Raw genomic sequence first — 6,365 nt, 5'->3', positions numbered from 1 at the left:
ATATACCATTCTGGCTGTCTCAACCCTCCTCAGGTGTCAACCTATTTCAGGGTAAGACATCTAATATCGGTATTAGAAGTAGCAGAAATCGACCTGCTGATAACCCGCCTGGTGTGGGTCGTCCCATATGACTGCAGGGTCAGAGCCACAGCCGGGACGGACTGCTTGTGTTATTTGGAGCTACTTTATTGGTCTACTTCCCACATTGACGCTCAGAAGCCAAGCATCGTAGCGAGCTCCTTCACATCCTTCGCCACTTTTTGGTCGCTCTGCATGAGATCCCGTATGGCATTGTACCCGTAGATCACGGTGGAGTGATGCCGGTTGCCTAAAGTCTGACCGATCACCTTAAGTGGGGTCTCGGTATACTCCTTGCAGAGGTACATGACAGTCTGTCTGGCGAGGGCAATCGCACGCTTGCGACGCTTACTCTCAATGTCCTCCGGAGAGACCCCATAGAATTGGCAGGTGGTGTCAATGATCTCGCTGAGATCTGCCTTGTGCTCCTGTATACCCACTGTCTGCGACATAACGCGGTGAGCCAAGTGAATGTCAAGGGGTACATCATTATAGAGTGAGTACGCCATGAGCGAGGTCAGGGAGCCCTCAATGTCTCGCACGTTGTCCTTAGCGTGCTCCACGATAAAGTCAAAGACATCATTGGACAGAGTGACACCCGCTTCCTTCACCTTAGACTGCAGGATCATCCTCCTTAGTCGCACGTCAGGGCGCTCTATCTCCACGGTGAGACCCCACTTCAGTCGGGTGTAGAGTCGGTCCTCAAATCCTTTGAGCTCCACCGGCGGACGATCGCAGGTGATGATGATCTGCTTGCCAAGAAGCTTTAGGTTATTGAAGATCTGGAAAAAGGCATTCTGTGTGCTGCTGGCGCTAGCGATCTCTTGGATATCGTCCATCAGCAGCACATCAATATTGTGGTAGTAGTCAAAAAAGAGCTCCGGCTGCTTCGCCTTGATGGTCGCATAGACATACTGGCGCATAAACGTCTGAGCCGGTATGTAGATCACTCTCATGGAAGGGTTATCCGCCACCAGCTGATTACCTATGGCGTGCATAATGTGTGTCTTACCGACACCGGATGCGCCGTGGATAAATAGTGGGTTGAAAGCATTATTCCCCGGCTTCTTGATGATCGACCTGGCGGCAGTGTAGGCGAGCCGATTGCAGAGGCTCTCGTAGAAGTTGTCAAACTTCATCCTGACATCCAGGTGCGTCTGGAAGGGCGCACTCTGAGCCTCAGGGGCAGCTTGAGATAGGTCGGTCGATGGCTCAATGTCTTGGATCGTGGTAATGTCTGTCCCTCTCAGACTCTGCCGAGGCATACTCTCCAGTGTCCGGCGAAGAGTCTCGTCAGGGATCTGATAATTGAGCTTCACATTGTCTCCAAAGGCTATCCCGAGGGACTCCTTGAGTACCTCGAGGTACTGAGACTCGATCCGTGAGTAGTAGTCACGAGAGGGTACACGTACCGTCAGCACCCCGTCCTCCCACTTAATAGGCTTGATTGGCTCAAACCACATGTGGTAGTCCTGAGGTGAGTGAAGACTGGTCCTGACATTACTTAGGAAGTGATTCCAAGCATTGATAAGTGTACTGCTAATCATGATACTCTAAAATTTCTCCGACCTTGATGCAACTCTGTCCGGGAGATCAGATAGGTCCGGGGCTAAAAATAAGGACTCCTCCCATTGGCTACAATGGAGAGAAGGCCTTATTTGGATGCCTTGCAATGCAAAGGTTATGAAACCTACTGAAACAAAAAAAGTCCTTTTCGCTTGCTTATTCCGATCCCCATAGGTCTCAACCCCTTAGGCGTAGTACCCTCTTATATAGGGTGTTACATTCCTATTACAGTGGTAAACGTTTGGTTGTTAGCTACCTAAATAGAGAGAGCACGAATAGTTAACACAGGTTAACGCCAGTGCTGTCACTCATACTTGATCCAGCGCCAAAGCTCTTTCATGGTCGGTTTCTTGCCGTACATTAGCATACCTACGCGGAAGATCTTGGCTGCAAACCACACGAAGAAGCAGGTGAATGCAATCATGATTGATATCGACAGCCACACCTGCCAAGCGGGTGGATTGAAGGGTAACCGCACCATCATGACATTAGGTGCCATGAAGGGGATGAAGGAGGTGATGAGGGAGATGTTGGTATTTGGATTCTCTGCCGAGTAGAAGCCGAAGATAAATCCGAAGACAAGAAGGATGGTGATCGGAAGGGTGATCTGATTGACTCCCTCCTCAGCATCCGTGACCGCGCCTGAGGCTGCGTAGAGCGCAGCGAAGGACACGTAGGAGGTGATGAAGTAGCAGAGGAAGCAGAAGATGATCTGCCCGTAATTGATATTCGCAAGTGCCTCCAGACTCCCTGCCAGCTCCGCATCGTAGCCTCCCTCCTGTGCAGCCATGACAGCGTCCTTGAATTGGTTCATATCAAAGGTCACCGAGCTTAGCAGAAGTGACTGCAGTGCCACGAAGACAATGACGAAGAAAAGTCCCCACATCAGCAGCTGAGTAATCCCGACTAGCCCGATGCCCACGATCTTTGCCCAGAGTAGGGTGGTAGGCTTTACGCTTGTGGCAAGGATCTCCATGATCCTATTCTTCTTCTCCACCCGCACGCTCTCCATCACCATCGATCCATACATGATGACAAAGAAGTAGAGGGCGAAATTGAAAATCTGTCCCGTGATCATCCCCACTGTAGCTGAGGCTGCCACCTCCTCCCCGTCAGCACTCCACTGTACAGTCGATATATTGACTGAGACCTTGGAGTCAGCGATGATCTTGTCCAGCTCCGGGATTTGGTAGGATGCGATCTTCTCCTGCTGCAATTCTCTTGAGAGCGTCTTGGATAGATTGTCCTGCAGTGCCGGAGGGATCGTAGCGGTGGAGTAGATCGTTATGGCTCGAGGGTCCTCAAGCAGATCCTTTGTGATGACCACGACAGCGTAGAGGCTGTCAGAGGAGAGTGCCTGACTCTTGTACTCCGAGATGTCGGCAGAGCCATCCATAAAGTGGAAGCCCTCAGCCTCACCATCCTTGATGGCATCATAGTATTTACCGGTCTGGTCCACGATGATCACCTCCTTGTCGCTGGTATCCTTTGCAAAGACTCCGAGTAGTGCCGGCACAGCTCCCAAGAGTATCATCAGGACAGGGGTGAGGAAGGTCATGATGATGAATGACTTCTTCCCTACGATGGTCATATACTCCTTCCGGAGTACGATGAGGAAATTATTCATGGCTTTCTTCGATCTCTCTTTGCTTGTCCGTAATACTCTGCAGCTCTGTCGGGGCACCGCTCTTCTTGACCACATCGATGAATATATCATTCATACTTGGGATGATCTCCTCGTAGCTCACCACCTCCCCTATGGGTCCAAAGGTCGCCAGCAGCTCGCGTGAGCTCATCCCCGGGGTATTCTCAAGCACCAGTGTGTGCTGACCATACAGGTTGGTCTCATCGGTGCGTAAGACAAATTTCTCCCTTACCTCCTCGGGGAGCTCTATCTCGGAGTCGTAGACGATCCGATAGAGATTTCCCCTATAGTCGTTACGCACTTCGTGGATATCCCCATCGAGGACCACGTGGGAGTGGTTGATGAGTGTGATGTTGTCGCACAGCTCCTCTACGCTGTACATATCATGGGTGGAGAAGATGATTGAGTGACCCTCGTCTCTCAAGCGGAGCATCTCCCGCTTTAGGATCTCCGCATTGATCGGGTCAAATCCACTAAATGGCTCGTCAAATATCAACAGGTCCGGTTGGTGGATAATGGTGCAGATGAATTGTACCTTCTGAGCCATTCCTTTACTCAGCTCTCCCACTTTCTTGTCCCACCAGTCAATGATGTCCAGTCGCTCAAACCACTCTCGCAGTCTCCGCTCAGCCTCCTTACGCTCCAGCCCTTTGAGCTGAGCAAAGTAGAGAGCCTGCTTGCCCACTTTCATCTTAGGGTAAAGACCTCGCTCCTCAGGGAGATAGCCGATATGCCTCAGGTCCTTGCTGGTGAAGGGGTGTCCTGCAAAGGTGATCTCCCCCTCGTCCGGCACGGTGAGACGGGTAAGGACGCGGATTAGGGTAGTCTTCCCAGCGCCATTAGGTCCAAGGAGACCATGGATCTTACCACGCTCGACCCTAAGACTTGCGTGATCAAGAGCTCGATGTGCGGAGAAATCCTTGACGATGTCTCTCGCCTCAAGTAAGTAGTTTTCCATCTATATATGCGTTATTTCTAATGTTGTCGCGGTTGTAGCTTAAGTGTCGGAGTGAGTATGCGATCCCCCAGCATCCGACTCATATCTACTTTCATCTGGTTTAGGTTCGCCAGCTCAGAGAGCAGCTCCATTGACTTCTCATCCAGTGCTTCGTCACCCTCTTGATGATCTGTGGGGATAGACTGAAGTTGCTGCAGCAGGTCCGAGATCTGCCTGAGGACAAAGTCGTACTTGTAGCTCAGGATTGTCCTCATGACCCGGCTGACCACCTCTGTCGGTGTGGAGGCCTCGCTGACGTAGGTGGAGTGCATCTCGCTCAGCTCCTCCTCATTCATCAGCATATCTGCTACCGTGTGAAGGATCACCGGATCCTCGTGCCAGGAGAGGTACTTGGTAATGTCGGGATTGGGCTCTTCCTCATATAGTCGCTCCACCTCATCGAGTATGGTGCAGAAGTGTGTGGTCAGGGTACCATTCTCCCGAAGGTCCTTCGTCTCCTTCTGTACCACCTGGATCAGGCTACAGCCATATCTCCCCGGCTCTATCTCGTAGTCGGGTATCTCCATGAGCCCGTTCTTCATAATCTCGCCAAGCAGCGTGATCTCAAAGGGATTGAGCCTCTCGTCAGTCGGGGTTGCTTGACCCTTGGACTCTGAGGAAGTGATGGAAGGACCTGCCTCCTCCTCTTCTCGCTTCTGTTGCTCCTGGCGGCGCTGTGTGTTTTGCCACTCCCGCCGGCTGGTATTCCTCTGTTGCTGCTGCAGCTTTTGGATCCGCTCCAGCAGGTGCTTCGGCTCGACCCCCAGGCGAGGAGCCATATCCTTGACGTAGATATCCAGGATGAGCTTATCCTGGATATGAGCCATCGACTCAGCTATGACTGCCACGGTATCTGCGATGCCCTGTGGGGTATCAGCCCCGTTTTGCTCCAAGAGGACTCGGGCATTGAAGCGCAGGCTATCCTCCTCATGCTCGCTGATGTACTGATCGATCTCTTCTGCTGTGTGAGTCTTAGCGAAGGAGTCCGGATCCTCGCCCTCGGGCAACAGCACAGTATGGAGACTCATCCCGCGCTCCAGCCCCACGTCCAGTCCCCTCATGGCTGCCTTGATGCCAGCTGCATCGGAGTCGAAAATAAAGGTGAGATTGGACGTAAAGCGCTTGATCTTCTGTACCTGCTGCGTCGTGAGAGCGGTCCCGGAGCTGGCGACCACGTTGGTTATCCCTCGCTGATGCATCGACAGTACATCCATATAGCCCTCCACAACGATGCACTTGTCCTTCTTGGCAATCGCCTGCTTGGCGAAGTAGAGCCCATAGAGCTCACGGCTCTTGTCGTAGATCGAGGAGGCGGGCGAATTGATGTACTTCCCCGTATTCTCCTTCTTGACCAAGATCCTGCCCCCAAAGCCTACGATCGAGCCGCTGATCGAGTGGATGGGGTAGATCACACGATCGCGGTATCGGTCGATGTACTGTCCGTCGTCGGTCCGGAAGAGTAGTCCGACCTGCTCTAGGACATCAGGTGAGACTCCCTTCTCCTTTCCGAGAGTGTATAGGAAATGACGGTCTTTCGGTGAGTATCCGAGCTCAAATTGCTTGATGGTATCATCACTCAGCTCTCGGTCGCGGAAGTACTTCAGCCCGATGAGTCGTCCCTCGTTGCCGTTATGGAGTTCGTTGGTGAAGGCATCTCTCGCAAAGGCATTGGCAGATAGCAGCTTGTCGCGCTCCGTGCGAGCCTCCTGCTCCTCGGCAGAGAGTTGTGTCTCGACGACAGGGATGCCATACTTCTTCCCAAGATACTTGATGGCATCGGGGAAGGTCAGGTGCAGGTATTTCTCTAAGAATGAAACCGGTGTCCCTCCCACACCACAAGCAAAGCACTTACAGATGTTTTTGCTCGTGGAGACGTTGAAGGAGGGTCTTGAGTCATCGTGGAAAGGACACAAGCCGATGTAATCCTTGCCATGCTTCTTCAGCGCCACGAAGTCCCCTACCACGTCGACAATGTCGGCGCGGTCCATAATGCGGTCAATGGTATTACGATCTATCATACGGAAATCTCGAACGTAAAGGTACACATTTAGACTTATAGGTCAAAATGGTGGGTGCGAC

At 52.2% G+C, this 6,365-nt stretch carries 4 protein-coding genes; all 4 read right to left on the bottom strand.

What is annotated here, in order from left to right:
* Positions 1-212: 212 nt before the first annotated feature.
* The 4 genes from dnaA to dnaG all read right to left on the bottom strand — a co-directional run bounded on the left by dnaA (position 213) and on the right by dnaG (position 6,304).
* The gene (gene dnaA, locus HMPREF2890_RS01025) at positions 213-1,625 is read right to left on the bottom strand and encodes a chromosomal replication initiator protein DnaA (RefSeq protein ID WP_070464144.1); all 1,413 of its coding nucleotides are present in this window, start codon (positions 1,623-1,625) and stop codon (positions 213-215) included.
* 323 nt (positions 1,626-1,948) lie between these two features.
* On the bottom strand, positions 1,949-3,271 hold the full coding sequence (locus tag HMPREF2890_RS01020) for an ABC transporter permease (protein WP_070464142.1): 1,323 nt from the start codon (positions 3,269-3,271) through the stop codon (positions 1,949-1,951).
* Positions 3,264-4,247, bottom strand: a complete 984-nt coding sequence (locus tag HMPREF2890_RS01015) for an ABC transporter ATP-binding protein (protein WP_070464139.1) — start codon at positions 4,245-4,247, stop codon at positions 3,264-3,266. The genes HMPREF2890_RS01020 and HMPREF2890_RS01015 overlap by 8 nt, the downstream gene beginning before the upstream one ends.
* Positions 4,248-4,264: 17 nt before the next feature.
* Entirely contained in the window at positions 4,265-6,304 is a 2,040-nt protein-coding gene (dnaG, locus tag HMPREF2890_RS01010; RefSeq protein ID WP_070464137.1) for a DNA primase, read from the bottom strand.
* Positions 6,305-6,365: the final 61 nt, after the last annotated feature.

This window comes from Porphyromonas sp. HMSC065F10 (assembly GCF_001808555.1).
Lineage (GTDB): Bacteria > Bacteroidota > Bacteroidia > Bacteroidales > Porphyromonadaceae > Porphyromonas_A.
Note: the sequence above shows the minus strand (reverse complement) of the source record. Positions and strands in the feature narration are given on the sequence as shown.

Bases quoted from the DNA above. Each gene is read 5' to 3' on its own strand.
- HMPREF2890_RS01015 (WP_070464139.1), bottom strand. From the start codon at position 4,247: ATGGAAAACTACTTACTTGAGGCGAGAGACATCGTCAAGGATTTCTCC.
- dnaG (WP_070464137.1), bottom strand. From the start codon at position 6,304: ATGATAGATCGTAATACCATTGACCGCATTATGGACCGCGCCGACATT.
- HMPREF2890_RS01020 (WP_070464142.1), bottom strand. From the start codon at position 3,271: ATGAATAATTTCCTCATCGTACTCCGGAAGGAGTATATGACCATCGTA.
- dnaA (WP_070464144.1), bottom strand. From the start codon at position 1,625: ATGATTAGCAGTACACTTATCAATGCTTGGAATCACTTCCTAAGTAAT.